This is a genomic window from Paracoccus sp. Z118 (assembly GCF_019061185.1).
In the GTDB taxonomy this organism is placed as follows: Bacteria; Pseudomonadota; Alphaproteobacteria; order Rhodobacterales; family Rhodobacteraceae; genus Paracoccus.
In genome coordinates, this window is sequence record NZ_JAHQZU010000133.1 from 1 (window position 1) to 446 (window position 446).

At 66.8% G+C, this 446-nt stretch carries 1 protein-coding gene; it reads left to right on the top strand.

Annotation, left to right across the window (positions count from 1 at the left end; genetic code table 11):
- The coding region (locus KTN05_RS18825) for a GTP-binding protein (RefSeq protein ID WP_254368353.1) at positions 1–446 on the top strand (446 nt) is incomplete at both ends.

The following is a 446-nucleotide window of genomic DNA, read 5'->3' on the forward strand; positions in this document are numbered from 1 at the left end:
TACGTCAAGAACATGATCACCGGCGCGGCGCAGATGGACGGCGCGATCCTGGTCGTGAACGCCGCCGACGGCCCGATGCCGCAGACGCGCGAGCATATCCTGCTGGGCCGCCAGGTCGGCATCCCCTACATGGTCGTCTATCTCAACAAGGTGGACCAGGTCGATGACGAGGAGCTGCTGGAGCTGGTCGAGATGGAGGTGCGGGAACTCCTGTCCTCCTACGACTATCCCGGCGACGACATCCCGATCATCAAGGGCTCGGCGCTGGCGGCGCTGGAAGGCCGCGACCCGGAGATCGGCGAGAACTCGATCAAGGCCCTGCTGGCGGCGGTGGACGAGTACATCCCGACGCCCGAGCGCGCCATCGACCTGCCGTTCCTGATGCCGATCGAGGACGTGTTCTCGATCTCGGGCCGCGGCACCGTGGTGACGGGCCGGGTCGAGCG